This window comes from Halomonas pelophila (assembly GCF_040196315.1).
Lineage (GTDB): Bacteria > Pseudomonadota > Gammaproteobacteria > Pseudomonadales > Halomonadaceae > Halomonas > Halomonas pelophila.
This window is the reverse complement of the sequence record NZ_JBEGCI010000025.1, coordinates 1-21,315: the sequence shown is the minus strand read 5'-3', so window position 1 is coordinate 21,315 and position 21,315 is coordinate 1. Positions and strand designations below refer to the sequence as shown.

Sequence of the window (21,315 nt, the reverse complement as noted above, 5' to 3'; positions counted from 1 at the left end):
GGGCCAAGCGTTATCGACAGGGAAGAATGGCCCGCCCTGGTTCGGTGCGAATCGTCGTTCGCGCCTCCCGCTATGCGTTGCCCCATATGACAACGCCCCCGTCTCTCTCGAGGTGGGGGCGTTGTCGTATGGGTCTGGGAGAGGGCGGGGGAGGCCAGTGGCGTGGGGCTCGGTTGGCAACGAGGCTCCGTTGCGGCTACGGTGAGGCGGGTACGATTATCACGGACTCATCTGTCTCAGGAGGAGAGGATCATGAAGAAGAGCATGCTGCTGCGCAGGCTGGGCCTGGCCCTGTTGATCGCCATGCTGGGCGCCGGCCTGGCCGCCTGTGAAGAGGAGGGCCCGGCCGAGCAGGCGGGAGAGAACATCGACGAGTCCATGGAAGAGATGGGCGAAGGCGTGGAGGAAATGGGCGAGGAGCTGCAAGAGGCCGCCGAGGACGCCCAGAACTGATGGTACGCCGCTCTCCACGGCGCCTCGCGGCCAGCGGGTGGCCAGGAGGGTTGCAAGGGAGTCATGACACCAGCGTCATGGCAAAGGAAAGGCCGGGCAGTGCCCGGCCTTTCGCGTGTCGGTTCGAGGGGCGGCGAGCGATCAGCTCGGGTTCTGCTCGATGCCCTGGAGGTACCAGGGCGCGCCGTCACGCAGCTGGCGAGTCAGGTGCCAGGTCTCGTTGAACTCGGTTTCCTCGCCGTTCTCGGCGATGATGCCGTGGAAGATCACCGTGGCTTCGGCTTGCTGGCCGACCTCGCGGATATCCCCCAGTTCGGCGAACAGGCGCACGATCTCGGTGCGGTTGTTGGCTGGCTGGCGGTCGCGTTCCTCGCGCAGCAGGTTGTAGAGCTCCGGGGTCACGTACTCCTGGATGCCGGCGAAGTCGTTGTTGTCCCAGGCGCGCTGCAGGGTCATGAAGTGCTCCTTGGCACCGCCCAAGAAGCGCTCGCGGTCGAACCATTCGGGCTCCGAGGCCAGCCCGCCGCCCATCGGCGCGCTTGCGGCCTGGAAGGCCTGGGGGCGGGCCGGCGCCTCCTGGGGAGCGGGGCCGCCCGCCGTGGCGGTGCGCCGACGGCTGGCGAACAGCCGGAAGAGCAGGAAGGCCACGCCGGCGACCAGCAGGATATCCATCAGGCGAAGCTCATCGAAGGCGCCGCCGAAGAACAGCGCGGCGAGCAGGCCGCCGGCCAGCATGCCGCCGAGCATCCCGCCCAGGCGGGATTTCGGACGGGTCTGGGTAGCGCGGTTGCCGGCGGCGTCCCGGCTGGTGGTGGCGGCCGGCTGCTGTACGCTGCGCGACTGGCTGCCGAAGCTCTTGCCGCCGCCCAGGCGGCGGGCATCGGCATGGTCCACGGCCAGGCCGAAGCCCAGCACGCCGACCATGAGCATGACGAGAAGGTGACGCATCGGGGGAATCTCCATCGAGGGAAGGGGAGGTGATACGGTAAAAAGTCGGAAGTCTTCATTCTAGCGACTATGCTGGTCGGCCACGACAACTAACCGCGCCACCACGGCGAACCGAGGAGTCCGACCATGCGCCTGTCACGAGAGAAGAGCCTGCTGCTGATCGTCGACCTGCAGGCCGGCCTGCTGCCGGTCATCGAGCACGGCGAGCAGGCCGTCACCGAGGCGGCCTGGCTGGGAGCCTTGGCCGGCTCCCTGGAAGTGCCGGTCTGGATCACCGAGCAGTATCCCCAGGGACTGGGGGGAAGCGAGCCTCGCCTGCTGGAAGCGCTGCCGGACCATCGCCTCTGGCAGAAGCTGCATTTCGGTGCCCATGACGAGCCGGCCTTCGCCGAGGCCCTGGCACAGAGCGGCAAGCGTCAGGTGGTGCTGTGCGGCAGCGAGGCGCATATCTGCGTGATGCAGACCGGGCTTGGCATGCTCGAGGCGGGCTACGAGGTCTATTGGCTGGTCGAGGCGACCGCCAGTCGTCGTGCCGGTGAGGCGCGGCTGGCGAGGGAGCGGATGACTCAGGCCGGCGCGGTGGCGGTGAGCGCCGACATGGTGGCCTACGAGTGGCTGGAGCGCTGCGACGACGAGCGTTTCAAGCAGGCTCACCGAGAGTTTCTCAAGGGGCGCTCGGCGCGCCCCCTGACGTTTACTTGAGCGTTTGGCAGAGGATGCTCAGGCGGCGCCCTCGGCGCGGGTGAAGACCAGGGTGTCGCCCTCGGAGAGCGCGGCGTTGAAGGCGTAGCCGGCCACATCGAAGTCCTTCAATCCTTCCGGATCGTCCAGGCGCTGACGGATCATCCAGGCGGCCATCAGGCCGCGCGCCTTCTTGGCGTAGAAGCTGATGATCTTCAGCTTGCCGTTCTTCTCGTCCTTGAACACCGGGGTGATCACCCGGGAGGCGAGCCGCCTGGTATCGATCGCCTTGAAGTACTCGTTGGATGCCAGGTTGACCAGCACCGGGCTGCCACTGGCGGCCACGGCGCGGTCGAGCTCGGCGGTCAGCGTCGCCTTCCAGAAGGCGTAGAGGGCCTTGCCGGCCGGGTTCTCGAGGCGGGTGCCCATCTCCAGGCGGTAGGGCTGGATCAGGTCCAGCGGGCGCAGCAGGCCGTAGAGACCAGAGAGGATGCGCAGGTGCGCCTGGGCGAAGGCGTTGTCGCCGTCATCGAAGCGGTCGGCCTCGAGCCCCACGTAGACGTCGCCCTGGAAGGCCTGGGCGGCCGGCTTGGCGTTCTCCGGGGTGAAGGGCGTGTGCCACTCGGCGAAGCGCGCGGCGTTGAGCCCGGCGAGCTTGTCGCTGATGCCCATCAGCTCGCTGAGCCGCTGGGGCGAGTAGTCCCGCAGGATCTCGATCAGTTCTTGGCTCTGCTCGAGATGATCCGGCAGGGTGTGCCGGTTCGTGGTAGCGGGGGTCTTGAAGTCCAGCGTCTTGGCGGGCGAGATCACGCTCAGCATGGGAGGCTCCTGTCGCGAAAGGGGGGCCGGATGGCGGTAGCGCGCAGTATATCAAGTCGCCTGCATGCCATGGGCTATCGGGCGGATAGTCCCTCCCCGCCGCGCCGTCCAAGCGGCAGCCGCAGTGCCCCGGCGGTGCGACACCTTGCCAGGGTTGAGTCGCCGACGGGGCGAGCGTATGCTTGCCCTCCAAAAGCCCCGGCGGAGCCCGGATGGCCATCGTTTATTGCCAGGAGAGATGCCGGACACAGGGCGTGACCGGCATCTCTCCGCTTCACTGGACGCAGGGTAGTTGCCATGTCAGAGGCATCCTCACTGTTCACCCGGCTCGAATACCGGCTTGCGCAGCAGCTGTTCCATATTCGCTGGCTGCCCCGGTCGCCGCGAACGCAGCGCCTGACCATGCATCTCTTCCAGCGTTGTGCCGATGCCGGGCATCCGGCGGCGCTGGCCCAGTACGGGCACATGCTCTTCCATCGTGGCGTCAGTCCTCAGGACAAGGCCCGCGGGGCGCGCTACGTGCTCGAGGCCGCCCAGGCCGGAGATGCCAAGGCGCAGTATCAGGCGGGCCAGATCCACGAGCACGGCTGTGCCCAGTATCCGCGGCGCGACGACCACGCCGTGACCTGGTATGCGCGTGCCGGCGAGGCGGGCCATCCCCTGGCGGCGACCCGCCTCGCCCGGGCCTATCGCCACGGCGAGCTGGCCCTGCCGGTGGATGCCGAGAAGGCTGGACACTGGCAGGCCCTGGCCGATCGCCTGGCCGGCTTCGACGACTCACAGGATGCTGCTGTCGTGCCGGGCGCCGCTGCAGTGGACAAGGCCGGAGGCGAGACGCGACACTAGGCCTTTGCCGCGACGGCACCGGCCACTTCGACCAAGGACTCTCCCGCCCGTGACGCTACCCACACTGCTGGATATCGAGGCGTCCGGCTTCGGGCGCGGCAGCTACCCCATCGAGGTCGGTCTCGCCCGCGCCGATGGCAGCACCTGCGCCTTCCTTATCCAGCCGCTGGACGAGTGGACGCACTGGGACCCCAAGGCCGAGCTGCTGCACGGCATCAGCCGCGGTCGCCTGCAGCGTGAGGGGTATCCGGTGCGCCAGGTGGCGCGCTGGCTCAACGACGAACTGGGGGAGATCGGCATCGCCTACAGCGACAGCTGGGGCTACGACAACACCTGGCTGTCGCTGCTCTTCCATCATGCCGGCATGCTGCCGGCCTTCCGCCTGGAAGCCTTGCGTATCCTGCTGAGCGAATCCCAGCAGGCGCTGTGGAGCCGCACCAAGGAAGCCCTCATCCTCGAGCGGGACATCCATCGGCATCGCGCCGGGGAAGACGCCCGCCTGCTGCAGCTCACCTACCAGCGCACCCTCGAACTCGCCGCCGACGCCTGACGCGACAGGCACGCCAAAAACTCGTCTCTGCTCCCCCGCCCTGACCACGCTCGTACGTCGGCGCGGCCTCGCCACGCTCACGCGGTGCCGATGGCGAGGCCGAGGCCGAGGCGCCTCGTGGGCCTTGGGTCAGGCGTCGCGGGAAAGCCTGGCCTCCAGGGCATCCAGCAGCTCGACGGGGTCGGTGGCATCGATCAGCTCGGCCCGGGTGCGGCCGTTCAGGAAACCCTGTTCCACCGTGCTGTCGAGGAAGGTCAGCAGCGGGGCATAGAAGCCGGCGGTATCGAGCACGCCGATGGGCTTGTCGTGGAGGCCCAGGTAGTGCCAGGTCCAGGCCTCGAAGAACTCCTCCAGGGTGCCGATGCCGCCGGGCAGCGCGATGAAGGCATCGGCGTGGGCGGCCATGCTGGCCTTGCGCTCGTGCATGTTGCGCACCCGCACCAGCTCGGTCAGGCCGTGGTGGGCCTGCTCGCGTTCGACCAGGTGGTCGGGCATCACCCCGATGACCTCGCCACCGGCGGCCATCACGGCATCCGCCAGGCGACCCATCAGGCCGACGCGGGCGCCTCCGTAGACGAGGCCGTGGCCGCGGCGGGCCAGCGCTTCGCCGAGCCGCTCGGCGGCCTCGAGGTGTTGCGGGTCGCGGCCCTCCCGGGACCCCAGGTAGACGCAGAATCTCGACATGCTCTCCTCCTTGGCAGGGCCGTCATCCTAGCCCGTCCGGCCACGGCGCCGGAAGGGCCCGGCCAGGAAAGGCCCGGCCCGAAAACGCGAAGGGCGCCTCGAGGGCGCCCTTCGCGGTCGTGATGGCCGGCTCAGCGAGCGCCCGAGGCGTCGCGCTTGATGGCCTGGCGCAGCAGCTTGATGCCCACGCCGCTGATGACGATCATGCTGGCAATCAGCGCAAGACTGGCAATCACATGGGTGTCCAGGTACATCCGGGGTTCTCCTTATGTTATCGGAATCGTGTCGTCGGGGACGGTGTCGCGGGGTGATGCGATCGGCCGGGTGCCGGGGTCACGGCAGGCAGTCGGCGACGCCATAGTGCTCGTCGAGCCACTGGCCGATGACGTTCTCGCCGCACAGGTGGTGCGCATACTGGGTATGCAGGCAGCGGACCTGGTCGCGGTTGGCGATCCCGCCGATGCCGCGCGCGGTGAGCACGCCATCATACCCGAGGCGGAAGACCTCCGCTTTCTGGGCCTCGCTCATGTAGTCCCAACGCGCGGTCACGTAGGCGTCGTGGCTGCGGTGGTAGGCGGCCAGGAAGTCGGGATCCTCCTGCAGGCGGGTCTCCAGCTGTTTGATTACCCCGGCGGCCTCGATGTGCGAGATCTCGATCTTGAGACGCTCCGAGCAGAGCCAGTAGAGCGTCGGGAAGGGCTTGCCATCGACGATGGGTGCCATGCGCAGCACCAGCGGGGTGCCCTCGCCGTCGGTGGCGGCCAGGGCCTCGATGCCGCGGGGCGCGCGGCCGAGCTGCTCGGCGATGATGGCCAGCTGGCGCTCATCAGGGGCCTGATCGGTTCGGATCACCATCGTCGTTGTCCCGTACAAACTTGTTCGAGTGCCCCACGGCCAGGAAGAAGGCGCGGTTGAGCTGCTCGGGGGTGGGCACGTAGCGCCATTCCCGCTCGCAGTACTCGCCGGCTCTTGCCATCAGCACGTCGTAGAGGCGGTTGAACGGCGCATCATAATCGTAAGGGTCGGCGCCGAACAAGCGGATGTGCGGATAGTCGGCGAAGCGGTCGATGAAGTAGCGCTTCAGGTCGGCCTCGACGGCGCGGTGTCGGGGGGTGTCGTCCGGGTCCAGCCAGAGGGTGTAGCGGATGGCCATGGGGGCTCCCGTGGGTGGAGGGCTGTGGTGATGTGACAGCGGCGGGTCGGGTTTGGCTCGGGTGCGGCGCATGCTCAGCCAGCCCTCCGGCGGGTTCGGCTTAGGGCCGGGCCAGCGGGGCCTCGCGGGCGCCGGTGAGGCGTATCAGATCGCTCGGAGCGAGGCGGATCTCGAGCCCCCGCCGGCCGCCGCTGACGTGGATCGCCGCGAGGGCCCGGGCGCTCTCATCGAGGACGGTCGGCAGGCGCTTGCGCTGGCCCAGCGGGCTGATGCCCCCCACCACGTAGCCGGTGGCCCGTTCGGCCTCGGCGGGCTCGGCGAGGCTCGCCTTGCGTGCCCCGGCAGCCCGGGCCAGGGCCTTGAGGTCGAGCTGGCAGGGTACCGGCACGATGGCCACCGCCAGGCGGCCGTCGTCGAGGCGAGCAAGCAGGGTCTTGAACACCTCGTCGGGCGGCAGGCCCAGCGCTCGGGCGGCCTCCTCGCCGTAGGCGGGGGAGCGCGGGTCGTGCTCGTAGCTTGCCAGCTGGAAGGCCACGCCGGCCTTCTCCAGCATCTTCACGGCCGGGGTCATGCGTCTGCCGGTTCCTCCTGGCGATGGGCCTCCAGGGCCTCGCGCAGCGCCCCCTCGATGGGCACAGCTTGCTTGGTCGCGTGATCGAAATGCACCATCACGGTATGGCCGAGGTTGGTCAGCTGGCCATCCTGGCGCGCCTCCTGGCTCACCGTGAAGGAGCTGTTGCCGAGCCGCGAGACGTAGGTACGAATTTCGATCTCGCGGCCGTACTGCAGCTCGGCCCGGTAGTCGACCTCCATGCGCGCCATGATCAGCCGCCACTTGCGCGGGTCCAGGTCCGGCGTGAAGAGCCGGAAGAGGTCGTTGCGGGCCAGCTCGAACCAGGCCGGCAGCCGGGTGTTGTTGACGTGACCCAGGGCATCGGTGTCGTAGAAGGCGGGTTCCACGGTGCGAACGAACATCGGCGGTTTCCTTGTGAGCGTCTCGGGAGGGACAGCTTTGCCCCGAGCAAGCGCTTGGTCAAGTGCTGGCGCTGGGCTGGCGGCTCTGGCGCGAGGCCTGCCAGGCGCGCAGGCGGGTCCAGGCCAGCAGCCAGGCGGTGGCCACGACGAAGCCGGCCAGGGTACCGATCAGCAGCCCGAAGCGCTCGTAGGTGTAGGAGACGCACAGCGCGTAGCTCAGCAGTGAGCCGAGCCCGGCTGGGTAGTGCTTGATCACCGTGGCCACCGGCGCCGCGCCGTGGGTCAGGTGCAGGATCACCAGGAAGGGGTACATGGTCACCGGGAAGGCGGCCATGACCCCGGCCCAGGCGGCCGGCATCACGTGGGCGAGGCCGGTGATCAGGAAGATGATGCCGGCGGCCAGGGCGGCCCGCAGGCCCAGTGCCGCCCAGCTGAAGCCGCCTCGCGGGCCGGCCGCGGTATCCGGGACCCGCCGATAGAGCCGGATGAACAGCGCGATCGCCGCCAGGGTGGTGAGGGTGCCGGTCAGCCGCGTGAACTCCACCTGGGTCAGCAGCAGACTCACTCCCAGCCAGGCCACGAAGCCGCCCGCGCTGCCGGCGAGCACGCCGGGCAGGCCATCGCGCCGGGCGCACAGCAGGTAGCCGCCGCCCAGCACCAGGGTGGCGCTGAAGCCGGCCAGGGTGTGCACGGCGCTCTGGGTGGCGAAGGCCGGCGAGATCTCCAGGCCGATGAAGAACAGCGCGATGGCGGTGCCCAGCGGGTAGCCGGAGAGCAGACCCGCCATGCGGGTGCTGACGCGCTCGGCGATCATCGAGAGGCCGAGTACCACGCCGATGGAGACCGCGAGCTTGGCCAGCTGCCAGGAGAGGGGAACGTCCATATCGTAGGTGGGTCCTTATCATCAGGGTAAGACGAGTCGCCGAGGAGACGCGCCATGGCCGGTCATGAACTCTCGCCCCTGCCGCGGCCCGAGGCCTGCGAGCTCTGCGCACGGGCGGCGCCGCTGACCAAGCACCATTTGATTCCGCGGTCCCTGCACGGCAAGGCCCGCTACCGGCGTCGTTTCGACCGGGCCGAGCGTCTCACCGCCATCCTATGGGTCTGCCATGCCTGCCACCGGCACATCCATGCGGTGCTCGGCGAGCGCGAGCTGGCCGACCATTATCGCAGACGCGAGGCCCTGTTGGCCCATCCGCAGATCGAGACCTTCGTGGCATGGCTCTCCACCAAGCCGGCGGGGTTTCGGCCCAAGAAGCGGGCCGCCCGCCGCGGCTAGCGGGGCAGGGTGGGCGCCACTCAGGCCCAGACCCGGCCCAGGCTCAGACCAGGCGCAGCCCCTTGAGGTCGGTCCAGGCGGCCCGCAGGGCAGCGGCCAGCGGCTCGCGCAGGTGCTCGGGCAACGCTTGTTCGGCGGCCTCGACGTTCTCGACATCGCGGTTGCGCAGCCAGCAGTAGGCCCAGGCGCAGGCCTCGTCGTCGCCGGCCGGCACGGGGCGGGCGGGCATCTGCACCAGCAGGAAGGTCGCGGTTCGCGCCGCCCACAGCGGCGGCTCCTCGCCGTCGGCACGGCTCCAGGCGATGAGCGTCTCGCCGCTCGGGGTCGCCTCCGGCAGTGCCATCCGGGTCACCCGGGCGGTCTCGGCGAGCAGCAGCGCCAGGCGGTCGGCATCGCCCTGGCCGAGGGTCAGCCACTGGGCGACCAGGTCGGGCAGGCCGCGGCGCACCTTGGCATAGAAGCCGTCTTGCGGCATGGTCTCTGTCATCTTGTTGGCCTTCTGAGAGCGGGAACTGCACATGGAATTCGATTTTGCCACGCCCGTCGAGCGACGCCACCCGTCGGGGGGTGACTGGCCCTCCCAGAAGTGGCACCGCTACGGCGAGGAGGTGCTTCCGCTGTGGGTCGCCGACATGGACTTTGCCTCGCCGCCGGCGGTCATCGAGGCGCTGCAGGCGCGGGTTGCCCACGGCGTCTTCGGCTACGGCCAGGTGCCCGAGAGCCTCAAGCAGGCGGTCTGCGACTGGAGCGCCGAGCACTACGCCTGGACCATCGAGCCGGCGTGGCAGCTGTGGCTGCCGGGCGTGGTGCCCGCCCTGCACCTGGCGAGCCTGGCGCTCACCGCGCCGGGGGACGGGGTGCTCACGGTCACGCCCATCTACCCGCCCTTCCTGCACGTCGCCGAGCGCACCGGCCGCCTGCCCCAGCAGGCGGCCCTGCGGGCGCCGGCGGCGCCCGGGGAGCCCTGGCGGCTCGACCTCGAGGCGCTGGAGGCGGCGATCACCCCCGAGACCCGGCTGCTGCTGTGGTGCCAGCCCCATAACCCCACCGGGCGCGTCTGGACGCAGGAGGAGCTGGCGGGGCTCGCCGCGCTGGTCGAGCGCCACGACCTGCTGGTGGTCTCCGACGAGCTGCACTGCGACCTGCTGCTCGACGAGGGGGCCCGCCATACGCCCATGGCCGCGGCCTTCCCCGCGCTGGCCTCGCGCATCCTGACCCTCTGGGCGCCCTCCAAGACCTTCAACCTGGCGGGGCTGACCACGGCCTGCGCGGTGATTCCCGACGCCGGCTTGCGTCGGCGCTTCGCCGCGGCGGCCAAGGGCCTGCAGCCGGACGGCAACGTGCTCGGGCTAGTGGCCGCCGAGGCGGCTTATCGCCACGGCGACGCCTGGCGCCAGGCGCTGCTCGCGACGCTGCGCGACCACCGCCGGCGGCTGGTCGAGCGCGTGGCGCGCTGGCCGGGGGTGAGCCTGAGCGTGCCCGAATCCACCTACCTGGCCTGGCTGGACCTGCGTGAGGCGCCCGCCCTGCAGGGGCTCGAGGCCTCCCCCCAGCGCTGGCTGCTGGAGCACGCGGGGGTGGCGCTCTCCGACGGCGCCGACTTCGGCTGGCCGGGTTTCGTGCGGCTCAACTTCGGGACCACGGCGGCCCAGCTGGAGGAGGCCCTGAGTCGGCTGGATGGCGTGCTGAGGGGCTGAAGCGCCGCGCACCGGCAAGGCTCAGACGACGACGGCCGCCCCGAGGGGGCGGCCGTTTTTCGCGAAGGTCCCGGTTCGGGATCGAGCCTTGGCGGGGCGGGCTCGGGCGATCGGTAGATCAGTAGATCAGTAGATCAGTAGATCAGTAGAGCAGGGCGAAGAGCTTGCGGCGATAGGTGACCGTCAGCGGGTGATCGGCGCCCAGGGCGTCGAAGGCCTGCAGCAGGGTGCGGCGGGCGGCATCCTCGCCGTAGGCCCGGTCGCGCTTCATCAGGCCGAGCAGGGCCTCCAGGCCGGCCTCGTACTGGCCATCGGCCAGCTGGCGCAGGGCGCGCTTGAACTGTGCCTCGCTGTCGTCGCGCTCGCCCAGGGCGGCCATCTCCTCGGCGGAGGGCGCCTGCTCGCCGAAGGCGATGCTGGCGCGCACGCCGCGTGCGGGCGGGGCGTCGCGCTCTTCCGGCGGCAGGTTGTCGAGCAGCTCGCGGGCCTGCTCGGCCTCGCCGTCGGCCACCAGGGCGCGAGCCAGCTCCACCTGGTAGGGCGTGTGCTGGGGATACTGCTGGATCAGTTCCTGATAAATGCGCCGGGCGGTGGCGGCATCGCCGGCGGCCAGGGCCTCGGCGGCCTGGTCCTCGGGCGTTTGCGAAGCCTCCTCCGGGGCCGGGAAGTAGCGGCCCAGCCACTCGCGGACCTGCTTCTCCGGCAGGGCGCCCTGGAAGTGGTCGACCAGGCCGCCCTGGCTGATCAGCTTGACGTCGGGCGCGCCCTGCACGCCCAGCTGGGCCGCGATCTCCGGCTCCTGATCGATATCCAGGCGGCCCAACAGGAAGGCGCCCTGGTATTCCCGGGCCAGCTTTTCCAGCACCTGGCTCAGCTGCTGGCTCGCCGCTTCGCTGCGGCTGCCGCAGTCGAGCAGCACCGGGACCTGCATGGAGGTCTCGAGCAGCTGCTGGATGTTGCTGCGATCGACGTCGAGGACGACCTCGGCCTGCTGGCCGTCGGCGGGCCCGGCGTGGCTCTCGCCGGCGGAGGTGTCGGTGGTGAGCGGCTCACCGGTGCGGGGGTCGACGATGGGCATGGTGACTAGCCTTGATCCGGGATGAGTTTGCTCACTAGATGCGGGCCGCCGGCGACGACTTCAAGGGCCGGACGACGATGGGCGCCGCTGCGCCGCCGGGTCTCCAACGGCCCCTTTCCTCACGGACGGGCTATGCTGCCGTTAGCGGCGTGGGTATGGCCACGCTTGTGAGGGGGCGCGACACGCACGCGCATCAGGGAGTGACAGGGGCGGGGGAGCCGGAATGCCAACACAGTTATTTCATCATGCCTTCGCCTGCAGGCGCGTTACCCCCTGGTGTCTCGCCATTGTCTTGCTGGTGTTGAGCGCCACCGCCCAGGCCCTTGTCTGCGATCTGCCCGTCCAGCAGACCAACGAGCGTCCGTTTGCCGACGGGCCTGCCACCGAGGTGCAGGTGGGATGGGGGGTCGTCGATGTGCTCGATATCGATGACATCAACCAGCAGATCGAGGGTGACTTCATCGTCTCCCTCTCCTGGGTCGATCCGCGTCTCGAGGGGCTGGAGGGGTGTCGCTTCCAGCGCAGTCGGGTCTGGGTGCCGGAGGTGACGCTGTTCAACTCCTTCTCGTTGACGGCCCGGAAAACCAACCTGCTCGATCAGGTGGCGATCGATGACGGTGGGCGAGTGATCTACCAGCAGCGCTATCGTGGCCATATTTCCACCTATCACCCTCTGCAGGATTTCCCGTTCGACAAGCAGACCTTCGCGTTCCGAGTGGGGTCGGTGGAGACTTCCCCGGATCAGATGGTGCTGGTACCGATGCCTGAGCGGACCTTCCTCGGTCGACGCCTCAATATCGAGGGCTGGCGGATCACCGGCCTGGAAACGGCGGCGGCCATCGAACCCATTCCCGCCCTCAACGAGAATCGCAGTATCTTCACCGCCCGGCTGGGTGCCGAGCGCGTGGCGACCTATTACGTCTTCAAGATCCTGCTGCCGATGTGTCTGATCGTGGTTATGTCCTGGGCGGTCTTCTGGGTGCCCGCGCATCGCTACGAGTTTCAGATTGGCCTCGGCGCCACCTCGATGCTGACGCTGATCGCCTTCCAGCTCTCGATGTCCACCTATCTGCCCCGTCTCGGCTATTTCACCATCGCGGACCAGCTCATCGCCTGGGCCACGGTCCTGGTGTTCCTGGCAATCTTCAACGCCGTCGCCACCGGTGTGCTGGTGAACACAGGGCGTGAAGCCTCTGCCACCAGGCTCGACGGGCTATGCCGCTGGATCTTTCCGCTGCTGCTGGTGGTCGGCTGGAGCATCGCGATGCTCTAGTGGGGACGGGGACATCGAGGCGCGCGCAGCTGGTGATCGTTCGCGTGATCGGGCGGCATCGTTATCCCGGGACACTGGCGAGACCGGCTTGGGCCCTAGGAGCCCTTTACCGGCCCGGGACGATCCGGTCGTGACCCGTCGACATCAGGCGGCCCTGTGCCTCTCGGCCGATGGACTCGCGCGCAGGAAAAACGACAGCGCGATGAGGCCGGCGCCGTTGAACAGCAGCTCGATGCCGAGCAGGATGCCCAGCAGGCCGGGAGCGATCGCGAAGAAGTTGGCGACGATGTAGCCGGCGAGCAGCACGGACAGCGCCCCCGATACCAGCATCGGCCAGAAGAAGGAGGTGTTGCGCATCTTGAACGAGGTGACCACGCGGGCTGCGCCGCTGGCCGCGAAGAGGATGGTGGCGAGGGCCGCCAGCGAGATGATGCCTTCGAGTGGGCGAAACAGCAGCGACAGGCCCAGCAGCAGCATCACGGTGCCCAGGGCGATGCCGAGTACCTTGCCGACCATCTTGTTCTCCCCGAGGCCGGCGAAGATCTGAAAGCCGCCGGAAATCGCAAACAGGATCCCCGCAAGGGTCGTGACGGCCAGCGACGCGGCCACCGGGTTGGCCAGCACCACCAGCCCGAAAACAACGGACAGGACCCCTACACTCAACCACTTGACCCAAGCCTTCATGTCAAACCTCGCTTAGTTTGCGCATGTCCTTTGGGGTTTGAGTGTAGCACTCAGGTGCGGGTTGCCAGCGGCAGCTGCTCATTGACCGGGCGCGTGGTCGGGCGGTGGAGCGGGAAGGCTCGGCGGCAGTGGAGGGCGTCGTATGCCTGGCAGCCATGGGCGCGGGGGTGCGCGGACGCGGAGCGCGGAGGGGGGGCGCGGACGCGGAGAATGCGCCCGCGGGATCCCCACCCTCGCCTGCGTCCTGCGTACGCACACAACGAAAGAAGGCGTATCGCCCTGGGGCGATACGCCTTCTCGAAATTGGTAGCGGGGACCGGATTTGAACCGATGACCTTCGGGTTATGAGCCCGACGAGCTACCAGACTGCTCCACCCCGCATCAACGTGAGGCGTATTCTACACAGACTTACCCTTTAGTCAAGGATCGATTCCCAACGCTCGTCCCAGGGCCGGTCTCTGGTCCATACTCGTGGGGCGTCACAAAAATGACTGTCCAACAACTCATAATGGTCATGCTGGTGGTGGCCCGCCGGGTCACCCCATGACGATGTCATTCATATCAGGGAGATAGCCAATGACAAATCAAGCACCCGTCGCCTGGGTCACCGGTGGTACTGGCGGCATCGGCAGCGCCATCTGCCGCACGCTGGCCTCACAGGGCTACCTGGTGGTCGCGGGATATCACAATCCGGAGAAGGCCAAGGCCTGGCTGGAGACTCAGAAGGCCGAGGGCTACGACAACATCGCCCTGTCCGGCATCGATCTCACCGACTACGATTCCTGCGTGGCCGGGGTGAAGGAGATCCGCGAGGCTCACGGTCCCGTCAGCGTGCTGGTCAACTGTGCCGGGATCACCCGCGACGGCACCCTCAAGAAGATGTCGCCGGACCAGTGGAACGAGGTGATCGACACCAACCTCAACAGCGTCTTCAACACCTGCCGCAGCGTGATCGAGGACATGCTGGACGAGGGCTACGGCCGCATCATCAATATCTCCTCCATCAACGGCCGTAAGGGGCAGTTCGGCCAGGTGAACTATGCGGCGGCCAAGGCAGGGATGCACGGCCTGACCATGTCACTGGCCCAGGAGACCGCCACCAAGGGCATCACCGTCAACACGGTGTCGCCGGGCTATATCGCCACCGACATGATCATGAACATTCCCGAGAAGGTGCGCGAGGCCATCCGAGAGACCATTCCGGTCAAGCGCTACGGCACCCCCGAGGAGATCGGTCGCCTGGTCGCCTTCCTGGCCGACAAGGAGCAGGGCTTCATCACCGGCGCCAACATCGACATCAACGGCGGACAGTTCATGGGCTGATCGCCCGACCGCCGCAGGACTCCTGCCGCCGGTGACCCCGGTGGCAGACACAGGAACGCGAGGCCGAGGCCTCGCGTTCCTGTGTCTGGATGGGGTGTAGCTAAACGGAGTGTGTCGGCTCAGGGTGGCGGTCGCTCGGCCAGGATCTCGAGCATCCGGTCGAGCTCGCCGACCTCGCGTTCCCAGGGCTGCTCGGGCATTGGGCCGTTGGCGAGCAGCTCGCCGAGCAGCTGGTGGAGCTCGTCGGCGCGGGAGATCGCCTGGCCCATGTTCTCGTTGAGCCGCTCCACCTGGATCGCCAGGCGCAGCGGGTCATCGCGATGCTGGACGCGACCGCCGGCCAGCAGGGACAGGTGGGCCCGCAGGCGGGCGAGCTTCTCCTCGGCCTCGGCGGCGGTGCCGGCCTGGCGGGCGGCATTGCGCGCCTCGTGGGCGCGACGCAGTTCGGGTGGCAGGTCGAGGCCGTGGGGCAGGGATACCGCCTCGGCGGGGCCCCCGGCCAGGCACCGGGCATCCGCCTGCAGGTGCGCCGCGAGCAGCGGCCGGATGGCCTGCCAGCGGTGGGCCTCTTCGGCCAGGGCCAGGCGGTCCAGGCGCTCGCGGCGGGCCCGCACGATGCCGCTCCAGCGGCGACGCATGCCCTCGGTGCGCCGGCCGGAGGGCAGCGGCTCCAGCGCCGCGGCCTCGCGGATGGCCTCGTCCAGCACGTCGGTCTCGCGGCTCTGCGTGGGGTGCCAGGCGTCCAGGCGGTCGATCAGCGCCTGCATGGCCTCGAGCCGGGCGCGGCTGCGCTGGGCCTGATCATCGCGGGCGGCATCGCGGCTGGCGAAGATGTCGTCGCACAGCGCGCGGAACTCCCGCCACAGGGTCTGCTCCTCGCCCTTGGGGGCTCGCCCGAGGCTGCGCCAGCGACGCTGCAGGGCCTTGGCCTGGTCGGCCCGCTGGCCGGGCGGCAGGTCGCGTGCCAGCAGCTCGCGCGTCTCATCGATCAGTGCTCGCTTGGCCTCGGCGATCTCCCGCGCCCGCCGATCGATCAGCGCCTGGAGCTCGTGGAGGATGCGCCCGAAGCGTCGGCCGATGGGTTCGGCCTGCTCGCGGGGCACCGGGGCGAGGTGGCGCCACTGCTCCCGGGCACGGTCGCGGATCTCGCGCAGCCCATCGGGATCGGCCTCATGGGCGGGCTGCTCGAGCAGCGTCTCGAGCTGCTCGCATAGCGCCTGGCGAGCCTCCAGATGACGCTGTCGCTCGACCTGCTGGCGCTCTCGCCAGGGGGCCAGGCGTTCCTTGATGCGATCGGAGGCGGCGCGAAAGCGGGCGGATTGCTCGCGATTGGCGGCGGCGTCGCCCAGCGCCTTCCACTCCTTGACCAGCTGGCGATGGCGACGGTCGAGCTCGACCTCGGTCATCTCGGTCATCTCGGTCTGCTCGGCCAGCGCCTCGATAGTCTGGCACAGCTGGTCGCGCTTGGGGCCGGCGACGAAGCCGCGCCAGTCGCGAAGCTCGGCCAGCCGCGCCGCCAGGCGCTTGAAACGCGCCTGGTCGGCGTGCGGGAGGGGCCTGGGCAGCTGCTCGGCCTGCTTTCGCAGGCGCTGGTGGAGTCGGCTGGCGCCCTTGAAGGCGCCGCGTTCCAGCAGGCCTTCCAGCTGGTCCAGCTCCTCGGTGAAGTGGGCGAGCCGGGCGTCCGGCTCGCCGTCGTCGTCCTGGGCCTCCCGAGCCAGGTGCTCTCGGGCGCGCGCCAGCAGCGGCGTCGGTGCCAGTCGCGCCGGCCAGCCACAGGCCTCGATCAGGGCGCTCAGGCGATCATCGTCGCCTTCCGCCAACGCCTGCTCGATGGCGTCGGCGCGTTCGTCCAGGCGCACCCGGGCCTGGACAATCCGTTCATAGTCGGCGAGCGCCGCGTCGTAGCGGCGGCGCAGCCCCTCGTCGGCCAGGTGATGGTCGGAGAGCGCCTGCCAGCGGCTGGCCATCAGGCGCTTCTGGGCGCGCAGGCTGGCGATGTCCTGATCGGTGAGCTGCTCGCCCTGATGCAGGCCCTCGAGGCTCTCCTCCAGCGCCTCGACCAGGGACTCCCGCGTCTGGTCGGCATCCTCACGCCGGCGGTGGTCGGCATGGCGGGCATGTTCCTGGGCCTCGTGGTCGCCGAGGATCTTGCGACAGCGCTGGCAGGCGTCCTGGTAGCGGCGCTCCTGGCGGGCATCCGCCAGGTCGCGGAGCTTCGCCCACTCGCGCATCAGGTGGCGCAGGCGCCCGGCATAGAGCGGCTCCCAGGGGCCGTGGGCGTGGCGTTCGAGCTTCTCCAGCAGCGCCTCGCGCTCGGCGCGGGCCGCCGTGAGGGAGGCGGCATCGGCGCGCCGTCGGTTGAGGCGCTCGCGTGCCTGGCGGGCCACCTGGCGATCACGCCGGGCTTCATGGGCCAGCCGGGAGAGGCCCGCCTCGCTCTTGACTCGGGCGGCGGCGGCATGGCGCACGGCGGCGATGCCGTTGTCGCAGGCTTGACGGACCAGGTCTTCCTCCGCGTCGAGGCGGGCCAGCGCCGCCAGGCGCAGCTGCTGGTTGTCGCCCTGCAGGGCCAGCTCGTTGAGCAGCGCCCGATCCTCGAGCCGCTCCACCAGCGCGATGCGCGCCTGAAGGTCGTGATGGCCGCGGCGACCGGCGAGCAGGGCGACCAGATACTGCCTGAGCTCGGGCGAGGCGTCCGACTGGCCGCTTAGTGTCAGCAGGCGTTCGGGATCGTCGATCGTTTCCAGGGCGGCCAGGCGCACGCCGGGATCGGGGTCCAGGGCCAGCCGCTCGAGGGTGCGGCGCTGGTCATCGCTGGACGGATCGAGGCGCGCCACGGCCTGGCGGCGAACCTCGGGGTCCGGGTGCTTCCAGCGCGGGGCGAACAGGCGGCGAAGGAGTCCTGGCATGGGGCATCCTGACGAGAGCGCTCCCGAGCGGGGCGCGAGATGGTCATTGTTATCGGTAAAAACGGTGCGGAACTTGAGTCTATCGTATCTAAGCATGTGACGTGGCGGCAGAAAAGGTGCGGCCGCGGTGAGGTGTGGCCGCCCGGAGACACTGACAATGCGCTCCTATGTCCTTATGATCGGTTGCAGGGTTGCAGTCACTCGCTTAGCTTTGAGTGGTACCCCGACCATCACCCGACGTGGAGTTCGGCAATGAGTCTCAATGTGGACAGGGACCGTATGGCCTTCACCTTCAAGGGGGGGATGCTGCCGATGACGGTCATGGAACTGACCAGTGCCGACCCCGAGCGCATTCGCGAGCAGCTGGCGGGCAAGCTCAGCCAGTCGCCGGCCTTCTTCCAGCATACCCCGGTCGTGCTCAACGTGGAGAAGCTCGATGAGCCGCATCTGGCTCTGGAGCGCATCTGCGCGGTGTGTCGCGCCCATAAGCTGCTACCGGTGGCGGTGCGTGGTGGGCCGGATCCGGTCAAGCAGTCGGCCTGGGCCCTGGGGCTGGGCTGGTTCCCTCCTCAGGAAGCCTCGCGCCCGCGCCCTCTGGAAAGCGTGGCCGACGACGCCCCGCTAGCCGAAGAGTTCGAGCCCGACGAGCCGGCGGAGGCTTCCCCCGAAGCCTCTGCCGAAGCCCTGCCAGGCCCCACCGTCGGGGGGCGTATCTACCGCGGCACGGTGCGTTCCGGCCAGCAGGTGACCGCCCCCGAGGGTGACCTGGTGGTGGTCGGCGCGGTCAACGCCGGGGCCGAGGTGCTTGCCGCCGGCAACGTGCATGTCTACGGCGCCCTGCGCGGGCGGGCATTGGCCGGCATCCACGGTGACGTCAAGGCCGGCATCTTCTGCCGCGAATTGCATGCCGAGCTGCTCTCGGTGGCCGGCAACTACAAGCGCCTCGAGGACATCGACCCGCGCCTGCTGGGCACCACCGTTCAGGTCCAGCTGTTCGACGGCCAGCTGAGCATCACGTCGCTGGACTGATGTCGGCCAAGCGCGAGGCGGCAGGGTTTCCGCCCGCGTTTCTTTTCCTCATGACAAGACAGGATGTGACATTTGGCCAAGATCATCGTTGTGACCTCCGGCAAGGGAGGGGTCGGCAAGACTACCAGCGCAGCCGCCATCGCCACCGGGCTGGCGCTGCGTGGCAAGAAGACCGCGGTCATCGACTTCGACGTGGGGCTGCGTAACCTCGACTTGATCATGGGGTGCGAGCGTCGCGTGGTCTATGACCTGGTCAACGTGATCCAGGGTGAGGCGGGGCTCAATCAGGCGCTGATTCGCGACAAGCGAGTCGACAACCTGCATATCCTCCCGGCCTCCCAGACCCGCGACAAGGATGCGCTGACCCAGGAGGGGGTCGAGAAGGTGCTCGACACCCTGGGCAAGGATTTCGATTTCATCATCTGTGACTCCCCGGCGGGCATCGAGCGCGGCGCCCAGCTCGCCATGTACTACGCCGACGAGGCGATCGTGGTCACCAATCCCGAGGTCTCCTCGGTGCGCGACTCCGACCGCATCCTCGGCCTGCTGGCGTCCAAGACCCGGCGCGCGGAGCGCGGCGACGACGCCATCCGGGAACACCTGCTGATCACCCGCTACAACCCGAGCCGGGTCGACCTGGGAGACATGCTGAACCTGGACGACATTCGCGAGATCCTGGCCATCGACCTGTTGGGCCTGATTCCCGAGTCGGAGGCGGTGCTGCGGGCCTCCAACCAGGGGGTGCCGGTCACCCACGACGACAGCAGCGATGCCGGCCAGGCCTATGCCGACACGGTGGCCCGGCTGCTCGGGGAGGAGGTGCCGCTGCGCTTCCACGAGTACCAGAAGAAGGGCCTGTTGAGCCGCATGTTTGGAGGAGCCCGCCGGTGAAGTTGCTCGATTTCCTCAAGCGAGAGCGCAAGAAGTCCGCGTCGGTCGCCAAGGAGCGGCTGCAGATCATCGTGGCCCACCAGCGCACCCAGCGCGGGCAGCCCGACTACATGCCGCTGCTGGAGAAGGAGCTGCTGGAGGTGATTCGGCGCTACGTGCAGATCGATGACGACGCGGTCAATATCACCCTCGACAGCGAGGACAACTGCTCGGTGCTGGAGCTCAACGTGACCCTGCCCAGGGCCTGAGCGGGTTCTTAGCAGGGCGTGAATGGCGCCCCGGACGATGCTCCAGCACGCTGCGAAGAGCAGGGCCGGCGGCTGAGCCGGCCGAGGCGCTGTGGTAGGCTGGGCCGCTGAATCCCTGCCTTCGGAGAGCTGGCCCATGGCGCAGTCGAAAGCCGCCCCACAGACCTTCCTGTGGCACGACTACGAGACCTTCGGTGCCGACCCGCGCCGCGATCGTCCCTCGCAGTTTGCGGCCATCCGCACCGATGCCGAGTTCAACGAGATCGGCGAGCCGCTCGAGTTCTTCTGCAAGCCCGCCGACGACTTCCTGCCCCACCCCCAGGCTTGCCTGATTACCGGGATCACGCCGCAGCAGGCCCGTCGCCGCGGCCTGCCGGAGGCCGAGTTCGCCGGCCGCATCGAGGCGGCCATGAGCGAGCCCGGGACCTGTGCGCTGGGCTACAACAGCCTGCGCTTCGACGACGAGGTAAGTCGTCACCTCTTCTATCGCAACCTGCTCGATCCCTATGCGCGAGAGTGGCAGAACGGCAACTCGCGCTGGGACCTGATCGATGTCGTGCGCGCCTTTCACGCCCTGCGCCCCGAGGGCATCGAGTGGCCGACCCGCGACGACGGCGCGCCGAGCTTCAAGCTCGAGGACCTGACCGCCGCCAACGGCATCGCCCATGTGGGCGCCCACGATGCCCTGGCGGACGTCCGCGCCACCATTGCACTCGCCAGGCTCTTGCGCGAGCGCAACGCCCGGTTGTTCGACTACCTGCTCGGGCTGCGCGGCAAGCGCGCCGTCTCCAAGCAGCTGGACCTGCCCAGCCGCAAGCCGGTGCTGCACATCTCGCGGCGCTATCCGGCCAGTCGCGGCTGCAGCGCCCTGGTGATGCCGCTGGCCGAGCATCCCACCAACCCCAACGGGGTGATCGTCTTCGACCTCTCGATGGATCCGACCCCGCTGATGGAGCTCACGCCCGAACAGATCCGTGCGCGGGTCTTCGTCAGCAACGACGATCTCGCGGAGGGCGCCGAGCGCATCCCGCTCAAGGTCATCCATATCAACAAGTGCCCGGTGCTTTTCCCGGCCAGCGCGCTCAAGGATGCCTCGGGGCCCCGCCAGGGCGAGTACGGCGAGATCGTCGAGCGCCTGGGGCTCGACCTGGCCGCGTGCCGCGAGCACTGGAAGCGACTCGCCGCCCGCCCCGAGGTCGCGGCACGGGTCGCCGAGGTGTTCGCCGCGCCCCATCCCGAGCCGCCCCACGATCCTGACCTGATGCTCTACGCCGGCGGCTTCTTCTCGCCGACGGATCGCCAGCAGATGCAGCGAGTGCGCGAGACCGATCCCTGGGATCTGGTCGGGGCGCGCTTCGCCTTCCAGGATCCGCGTCTCGAGGAGATGCTGTTTCGCTATCGGGCCCGCAGCTATCCCGACACCCTGGAGAGCGAGGAGCAGGCGCGCTGGGAGGCCTTCCGTTGGGAGCGCATGAACGACCCGGCCGTCGCCAGCCTCACGCTGAAGGCCTTCGCCCGCGAGATCGACCGGCTCAACGGTGAGCCGCTGGCCGATCGCGACCGGCAGGTCCTCGAGGAGCTGGTGATGCACGTCGAGGCGATGATGCCGCCCCAGGCCTTCGGCTGACCAACCCCTTCCTTCGTGATGATCAACGACAGCGCCCGGCCAGATGTGAACTGACCCCCAATCGTTGGACGGTTGGTTCTCTTAACCGGTAGCCATGGCCTGAGCCCTGTATTGCACGGGGCTCAGGCCTTTTAGTTTCTGCTTGATTCGCTGATGGTTGTAGTAGTG

The 21,315-nt window shown here is 68.8% G+C and carries 26 protein-coding genes and 1 tRNA gene; 12 read left to right on the top strand and 15 right to left on the bottom strand.

The window, feature by feature from the left end; all coding sequences use genetic code 11:
- Positions 1 to 252: 252 nt before the first annotated feature.
- Positions 253 to 453 (top strand): hypothetical protein, encoded by a 201-nt coding sequence (locus ABE957_RS17985; RefSeq protein ID WP_349760040.1) that lies wholly within the window; start codon positions 253 to 255, stop codon positions 451 to 453.
- A gap of 141 nt (positions 454 to 594) precedes the next feature.
- On the opposite strand, the gene ABE957_RS17980 is transcribed toward ABE957_RS17985, so the two are convergent.
- Complete coding sequence (locus ABE957_RS17980; RefSeq protein ID WP_349760039.1) at positions 595 to 1,401, bottom strand: Tim44 domain-containing protein; 807 nt, start codon at positions 1,399 to 1,401, stop codon at positions 595 to 597.
- A 126-nt stretch (positions 1,402 to 1,527) separates the two neighbouring features.
- Between ABE957_RS17980 and ABE957_RS17975 the strand changes: the two genes are divergently transcribed.
- Complete coding sequence (locus tag ABE957_RS17975) at positions 1,528 to 2,103, top strand: isochorismatase family protein (RefSeq protein WP_349760038.1); 576 nt, start codon at positions 1,528 to 1,530, stop codon at positions 2,101 to 2,103.
- Positions 2,104 to 2,121: 18 nt separating this feature from the next.
- Here ABE957_RS17975 and yaaA read toward each other — a convergent pair whose 3' ends face one another.
- Positions 2,122 to 2,901: a peroxide stress protein YaaA gene (gene yaaA, locus ABE957_RS17970; RefSeq protein ID WP_349760037.1), complete on the bottom strand. Its 780-nt coding sequence runs from the start codon at positions 2,899 to 2,901 to the stop codon at positions 2,122 to 2,124.
- A gap of 297 nt (positions 2,902 to 3,198) precedes the next feature.
- Between yaaA and ABE957_RS17965 the strand changes: the two genes are divergently transcribed.
- Entirely contained in the window at positions 3,199 to 3,747 is a 549-nt protein-coding gene (locus ABE957_RS17965) for a tetratricopeptide repeat protein (protein WP_349760036.1), read from the top strand.
- A 49-nt stretch (positions 3,748 to 3,796) separates the two neighbouring features.
- Entirely contained in the window at positions 3,797 to 4,297 is a 501-nt protein-coding gene (locus ABE957_RS17960) for a hypothetical protein (protein WP_349760035.1), read from the top strand.
- A gap of 129 nt (positions 4,298 to 4,426) precedes the next feature.
- Here the strand turns inward: ABE957_RS17960 and ABE957_RS17955 are convergent, their stop codons facing one another.
- From ABE957_RS17955 to ABE957_RS17925, 7 genes are all read right to left on the bottom strand, one after another.
- Positions 4,427 to 4,981, bottom strand: coding sequence for an LOG family protein (locus ABE957_RS17955; protein WP_349760034.1), 555 nt, complete (start codon positions 4,979 to 4,981; stop codon positions 4,427 to 4,429).
- 131 nt (positions 4,982 to 5,112) lie between these two features.
- Positions 5,113 to 5,235: a hypothetical protein gene (locus tag ABE957_RS17950; protein WP_281245186.1), complete on the bottom strand. Its 123-nt coding sequence runs from the start codon at positions 5,233 to 5,235 to the stop codon at positions 5,113 to 5,115.
- 79 nt (positions 5,236 to 5,314) lie between these two features.
- Complete coding sequence (locus ABE957_RS17945; RefSeq protein WP_349760033.1) at positions 5,315 to 5,836, bottom strand: DUF501 domain-containing protein; 522 nt, start codon at positions 5,834 to 5,836, stop codon at positions 5,315 to 5,317.
- Positions 5,808 to 6,134 carry a hypothetical protein gene (locus ABE957_RS17940; protein ID WP_089849985.1) on the bottom strand — a complete coding sequence of 109 codons (327 nt, stop codon included), beginning with the start codon at positions 6,132 to 6,134 and terminating at the stop codon, positions 5,808 to 5,810. The genes ABE957_RS17945 and ABE957_RS17940 overlap by 29 nt, the downstream gene beginning before the upstream one ends.
- A 100-nt stretch (positions 6,135 to 6,234) precedes the next feature.
- Positions 6,235 to 6,705 (bottom strand): Cys-tRNA(Pro) deacylase, encoded by a 471-nt coding sequence (gene ybaK, locus ABE957_RS17935; RefSeq protein WP_349760032.1) that lies wholly within the window; start codon positions 6,703 to 6,705, stop codon positions 6,235 to 6,237.
- The gene (locus ABE957_RS17930; RefSeq protein ID WP_349760031.1) at positions 6,702 to 7,109 is read right to left on the bottom strand and encodes an acyl-CoA thioesterase; all 408 of its coding nucleotides are present in this window, start codon (positions 7,107 to 7,109) and stop codon (positions 6,702 to 6,704) included. The genes ybaK and ABE957_RS17930 overlap by 4 nt, the downstream gene beginning before the upstream one ends.
- A 58-nt stretch (positions 7,110 to 7,167) precedes the next feature.
- Positions 7,168 to 7,992: a hypothetical protein gene (locus ABE957_RS17925; RefSeq protein WP_349760030.1), complete on the bottom strand. Its 825-nt coding sequence runs from the start codon at positions 7,990 to 7,992 to the stop codon at positions 7,168 to 7,170.
- 54 nt (positions 7,993 to 8,046) lie between these two features.
- Here ABE957_RS17925 and ABE957_RS17920 point away from each other — a divergent pair, with 54 nt between their 5' ends.
- Complete coding sequence (locus ABE957_RS17920) at positions 8,047 to 8,388, top strand: hypothetical protein (protein WP_349760029.1); 342 nt, start codon at positions 8,047 to 8,049, stop codon at positions 8,386 to 8,388.
- A gap of 43 nt (positions 8,389 to 8,431) precedes the next feature.
- Here the strand turns inward: ABE957_RS17920 and ABE957_RS17915 are convergent, their stop codons facing one another.
- Positions 8,432 to 8,863, bottom strand: coding sequence for a hypothetical protein (locus tag ABE957_RS17915; RefSeq protein ID WP_349760041.1), 432 nt, complete (start codon positions 8,861 to 8,863; stop codon positions 8,432 to 8,434).
- A 43-nt stretch (positions 8,864 to 8,906) separates the two neighbouring features.
- On the opposite strand from ABE957_RS17915, the gene ABE957_RS17910 reads away from it, so the two are divergent.
- Complete coding sequence (locus ABE957_RS17910) at positions 8,907 to 10,085, top strand: MalY/PatB family protein (protein WP_349760028.1); 1,179 nt, start codon at positions 8,907 to 8,909, stop codon at positions 10,083 to 10,085.
- A 142-nt stretch (positions 10,086 to 10,227) separates the two neighbouring features.
- Here the strand turns inward: ABE957_RS17910 and ABE957_RS17905 are convergent, their stop codons facing one another.
- On the bottom strand, positions 10,228 to 11,163 hold the full coding sequence (locus tag ABE957_RS17905) for a co-chaperone YbbN (RefSeq protein ID WP_349760027.1): 936 nt from the start codon (positions 11,161 to 11,163) through the stop codon (positions 10,228 to 10,230).
- A 301-nt stretch (positions 11,164 to 11,464) separates the two neighbouring features.
- Between ABE957_RS17905 and ABE957_RS17900 the strand changes: the two genes are divergently transcribed.
- Positions 11,465 to 12,436 carry a ligand-gated ion channel gene (locus ABE957_RS17900; RefSeq protein ID WP_349760026.1) on the top strand — a complete coding sequence of 324 codons (972 nt, stop codon included), beginning with the start codon at positions 11,465 to 11,467 and terminating at the stop codon, positions 12,434 to 12,436.
- A gap of 144 nt (positions 12,437 to 12,580) precedes the next feature.
- Here the strand turns inward: ABE957_RS17900 and ABE957_RS17895 are convergent, their stop codons facing one another.
- Both ABE957_RS17895 and ABE957_RS17890 read right to left on the bottom strand, forming a co-directional pair.
- Positions 12,581 to 13,120 (bottom strand): HdeD family acid-resistance protein, encoded by a 540-nt coding sequence (locus tag ABE957_RS17895; protein ID WP_349760025.1) that lies wholly within the window; start codon positions 13,118 to 13,120, stop codon positions 12,581 to 12,583.
- Positions 13,121 to 13,424: 304 nt separating this feature from the next.
- Positions 13,425 to 13,501, bottom strand: a tRNA-Met gene (locus ABE957_RS17890).
- 195 nt (positions 13,502 to 13,696) lie between these two features.
- Between ABE957_RS17890 and phbB the strand changes: the two genes are divergently transcribed.
- Positions 13,697 to 14,443 (top strand): acetoacetyl-CoA reductase, encoded by a 747-nt coding sequence (gene phbB / locus ABE957_RS17885; RefSeq protein WP_349760024.1) that lies wholly within the window; start codon positions 13,697 to 13,699, stop codon positions 14,441 to 14,443.
- Positions 14,444 to 14,562: 119 nt separating this feature from the next.
- Here the strand turns inward: phbB and ABE957_RS17880 are convergent, their stop codons facing one another.
- Positions 14,563 to 17,352 (bottom strand): DUF349 domain-containing protein, encoded by a 2,790-nt coding sequence (locus ABE957_RS17880; protein ID WP_349760023.1) that lies wholly within the window; start codon positions 17,350 to 17,352, stop codon positions 14,563 to 14,565.
- A 252-nt stretch (positions 17,353 to 17,604) separates the two neighbouring features.
- On the opposite strand from ABE957_RS17880, the gene minC reads away from it, so the two are divergent.
- From minC to sbcB, 4 genes are all read left to right on the top strand, one after another.
- A complete protein-coding gene (minC, locus tag ABE957_RS17875; RefSeq protein WP_349760022.1) occupies positions 17,605 to 18,381 on the top strand; it encodes a septum site-determining protein MinC in 777 nt (258 codons plus the stop codon).
- Between the two features lie 72 nt (positions 18,382 to 18,453).
- Complete coding sequence (minD, locus tag ABE957_RS17870; RefSeq protein WP_349760021.1) at positions 18,454 to 19,272, top strand: septum site-determining protein MinD; 819 nt, start codon at positions 18,454 to 18,456, stop codon at positions 19,270 to 19,272.
- Positions 19,269 to 19,520, top strand: a complete 252-nt coding sequence (gene minE / locus ABE957_RS17865; RefSeq protein WP_108447396.1) for a cell division topological specificity factor MinE — start codon at positions 19,269 to 19,271, stop codon at positions 19,518 to 19,520. The genes minD and minE overlap by 4 nt, the downstream gene beginning before the upstream one ends.
- A 136-nt stretch (positions 19,521 to 19,656) precedes the next feature.
- Positions 19,657 to 21,147, top strand: coding sequence for an exodeoxyribonuclease I (gene sbcB, locus ABE957_RS17860; RefSeq protein WP_349760020.1), 1,491 nt, complete (start codon positions 19,657 to 19,659; stop codon positions 21,145 to 21,147).
- Positions 21,148 to 21,228: 81 nt separating this feature from the next.
- Here the strand turns inward: sbcB and ABE957_RS17855 are convergent.
- Positions 21,229 to 21,315: IS3 family transposase (locus ABE957_RS17855; protein WP_349758561.1), on the bottom strand; the 87-nt coding region annotated here is incomplete at its 5' end.

Coding starts and splice junctions, on each gene's coding strand:
- ABE957_RS17895 (WP_349760025.1), bottom strand. CDS start 13,120: ATGAAGGCTTGGGTCAAGTGGTTGAGTGTAGGGGTCCTGTCCGTTGTT.
- ABE957_RS17905 (WP_349760027.1), bottom strand. CDS start 11,163: ATGCCCATCGTCGACCCCCGCACCGGTGAGCCGCTCACCACCGACACC.
- minC (WP_349760022.1), top strand. CDS start 17,605: ATGAGTCTCAATGTGGACAGGGACCGTATGGCCTTCACCTTCAAGGGG.
- ABE957_RS17920 (WP_349760029.1), top strand. CDS start 8,047: ATGGCCGGTCATGAACTCTCGCCCCTGCCGCGGCCCGAGGCCTGCGAG.
- yaaA (WP_349760037.1), bottom strand. CDS start 2,901: ATGCTGAGCGTGATCTCGCCCGCCAAGACGCTGGACTTCAAGACCCCC.
- ABE957_RS17955 (WP_349760034.1), bottom strand. CDS start 4,981: ATGTCGAGATTCTGCGTCTACCTGGGGTCCCGGGAGGGCCGCGACCCG.
- ABE957_RS17940 (WP_089849985.1), bottom strand. CDS start 6,134: ATGGCCATCCGCTACACCCTCTGGCTGGACCCGGACGACACCCCCCGA.
- ABE957_RS17945 (WP_349760033.1), bottom strand. CDS start 5,836: ATGGTGATCCGAACCGATCAGGCCCCTGATGAGCGCCAGCTGGCCATC.
- ABE957_RS17915 (WP_349760041.1), bottom strand. CDS start 8,863: ATGCCGCAAGACGGCTTCTATGCCAAGGTGCGCCGCGGCCTGCCCGAC.
- phbB (WP_349760024.1), top strand. CDS start 13,697: ATGACAAATCAAGCACCCGTCGCCTGGGTCACCGGTGGTACTGGCGGC.
- ABE957_RS17880 (WP_349760023.1), bottom strand. CDS start 17,352: ATGCCAGGACTCCTTCGCCGCCTGTTCGCCCCGCGCTGGAAGCACCCG.
- ABE957_RS17985 (WP_349760040.1), top strand. CDS start 253: ATGAAGAAGAGCATGCTGCTGCGCAGGCTGGGCCTGGCCCTGTTGATC.
- ABE957_RS17980 (WP_349760039.1), bottom strand. CDS start 1,401: ATGCGTCACCTTCTCGTCATGCTCATGGTCGGCGTGCTGGGCTTCGGC.
- sbcB (WP_349760020.1), top strand. CDS start 19,657: ATGGCGCAGTCGAAAGCCGCCCCACAGACCTTCCTGTGGCACGACTAC.
- ABE957_RS17965 (WP_349760036.1), top strand. CDS start 3,199: ATGTCAGAGGCATCCTCACTGTTCACCCGGCTCGAATACCGGCTTGCG.
- ABE957_RS17930 (WP_349760031.1), bottom strand. CDS start 7,109: ATGTTCGTTCGCACCGTGGAACCCGCCTTCTACGACACCGATGCCCTG.
- ABE957_RS17950 (WP_281245186.1), bottom strand. CDS start 5,235: ATGTACCTGGACACCCATGTGATTGCCAGTCTTGCGCTGATTGCCAGC.
- ABE957_RS17910 (WP_349760028.1), top strand. CDS start 8,907: ATGGAATTCGATTTTGCCACGCCCGTCGAGCGACGCCACCCGTCGGGG.
- ybaK (WP_349760032.1), bottom strand. CDS start 6,705: ATGACCCCGGCCGTGAAGATGCTGGAGAAGGCCGGCGTGGCCTTCCAG.
- ABE957_RS17925 (WP_349760030.1), bottom strand. CDS start 7,992: ATGGACGTTCCCCTCTCCTGGCAGCTGGCCAAGCTCGCGGTCTCCATC.
- ABE957_RS17975 (WP_349760038.1), top strand. CDS start 1,528: ATGCGCCTGTCACGAGAGAAGAGCCTGCTGCTGATCGTCGACCTGCAG.